1 protein-coding gene and 1 pseudogene are annotated in these 2,433 nt (G+C 60.8%); both read right to left on the bottom strand.

Going from position 1 to position 2,433, the window contains the following annotated elements; translation table 11 throughout:
* A partial coding sequence (locus BSIN_RS00790; RefSeq protein ID WP_089339206.1) for an efflux RND transporter permease subunit occupies positions 1–2,261 on the bottom strand: 2,261 nt, incomplete at its 3' end.
* A 40-nt stretch (positions 2,262–2,301) separates the two neighbouring features.
* Positions 2,302–2,433, bottom strand: a pseudogene (locus BSIN_RS24890) (efflux transporter periplasmic adaptor subunit); the annotation flags it as partial.

Here is a 2,433-nt window from a genome sequence, read left to right as displayed (position 1 = left end):
GTGTCGAACACGTCCGTCACGTTCACGCCGAGCTGCTTCGCCTTGACACGGTCCAGATCCACGTTCAGTTGCGGAACGTTGATCTGATAATTGGTGAAAACGCGGCGCAATTCGGGCGCTTGCTTCGCACGCTTGATGAAATCATTGGCTGCATCCGCGAGCTTCGCGTAGCCGACCGAGCCGCGATCCTCGATTTGCATCTTGAAGCCGCCAAGCGTGCCGAGACCGAATACCGGCGGCGGCGGGAACACCGCGATGGACGCGCCCTTGATTTTCGAATACTGACGAGTCAGCGCGGCGGCAACGGCATCCGCGGACATGCCATGACGTTGGCTGTACTGCTTCAACATCACGAACACGATGCCCGAGCTGGAGCTGTTCATGAAGCCGTTTACCGACATGCCGGGGAAAGCAGGCGCATGGTCGACACCCGGCTGCTTCAGCGCGATCGATGCCATCTGCCGCATGACGTCCTCGGTACGATCGAGCGATGCGCCATTCGGCAGTCGCGCGAACGCGACGAGATAACCTCGATCCATCGCCGGAATAAAGCCGCTCGGTACGACCCGCGCAAGCAATATCGCCACGCCGATCAACACAAAATAGACGCCAAGTATCGCCGTCTTTCTCGACAGCACGCCGCGCACGCCGCGCCCATAGTTCTGCGCGCCGCGATGGAACACCTTGTTGAAACCCCGGAAGAAACCGCCGAGCACGCGGTTCATCGCGCGCGTGAACCAGTCTTCCTTGTCGCCGTGGCTCTTCAGTAACAGCGCCGACAGCGCGGGCGACAGCGTCAGCGAATTGAACGCCGAGATTACCGTGGAAATCGCGATCGTCATCGCGAACTGTTTGTAAAACTGACCCGTCAGGCCCGACATGAACGCGAGCGGCACGAACACCGCCACGAGCGTCAACGCGATCGCGATGATCGGCCCGCTCACTTCCTGCATCGTCTTGTAGGCTGCCTCGCGTGCGGACAGCCCGTTCTCGATGTTGCGCTCGACGTTCTCGACGACCACGATTGCATCGTCGACGACGATCCCGATCGCCAGCACCATCCCGAACAATGACAACGTATTGATCGAATAGCCGAACAGCAATAGCAGCGAGAACGTGCCGACGATCGACACCGGCACGGCGATCAGCGGAATGATCGATGCGCGCCACGTCTGCAAAAACACGACGACAACGATCGATACGAGAACGATGGCCTCGACGAGCGTATGAATGACGGCATTGATGCTCGAGCGCATATACAGCGTCTGGTCATAGACGATCCGGTAGTCGACGCCTGCCGGAAAATCCTGCTTCAGCTCGGCCATCGTCTTGCGCACTTCGTCGGCAATTTGCAGCGAGTTCGCGCCCGGCAGCTGATATACCGGCATCGCAACCGCCGCGTCGTTGTCCAGCAGCGCGCGCAAACCGTAATCCGATGCGCCGAGCTGAATGCGGGCGATATCGCGCAAATGCGTGACGGCGCCATCCGGTGCGGTCTTCACGACGATGTCGCCGAATTCCTCCGCGTTCTGCAACCGCCCGCGCGCGTTCACCGACAATTGCAGCGGCGTACCCGGCAGCGTCGGCGATGCGCCGATCACGCCCGCCGCGACCTGCACGTTCTGATCGCGAATCGCCTTCACGACGTCGTTGGCCGTCAGATTGCGCTGCGCGACCTTTTGCGGATCGAGCCATACGCGCATCGCATAATCGCCCGCGCCCCACAACTGCACCTCACCCACACCCTGAATTCGCGACAGCCGGTCCTTCACGTTGATCAACGCGTAATTGCGCAGATACGTCATGTCGTAGCGGTTGTCCGGCGAGATCAAATGCACGATCATCGTGATCGCCGGGGAACTCTTGATCGTCGTCACGCCGAGCCGCTGCACGTCTTCCGGCAAATGCGGCAACGCCTGGTTCACGCGGTTCTGCACGAGCTGCGTCGCCTTGTCCGGATCGGTGCCGAGCTTGAACGTGACGGTAATCGTCAGATTGCCGCTGCTGTTCGCCTGCGACTGCATATACAGCATGCCCTCGACGCCGTTGATCTGTTCTTCCAGCGGCGATGCGACCGTCTCGGCGATCACCTTCGGGTTCGCGCCCGGATACTGCACCTTGACGAGCACCGACGGCGGCACGACGTCCGGATATTCGGAGATCGGCAATAGGAATATCGCGATCAACCCGGCGAGCAGAATGACGACCGACAGCACGCCTGCGAAGATCGGCCGGTCGATGAAAATTTTGGATGGGTTCATCGAGTCGTTCACTTGGACTGGATTGTGCCTAGCTGCGCGATCACGAGTTCGCGCGCTTCGCCGTTTCTTTTTCGTCAACCGCCGCCGCATCATCGCCGCCCGTCATCGGCACGAGATGCGCCTTCACCCGCTCGCCGGGCCGCACGCGCTGCGTGCCGTTCACGACGATCCG

It is taken from the genome of Burkholderia singularis, from assembly GCF_900176645.1.
In the GTDB taxonomy this organism is placed as follows: domain Bacteria; phylum Pseudomonadota; class Gammaproteobacteria; order Burkholderiales; family Burkholderiaceae; genus Burkholderia; species Burkholderia singularis.
Note: the sequence above shows the minus strand (reverse complement) of the source record. Positions and strands in the feature narration are given on the sequence as shown.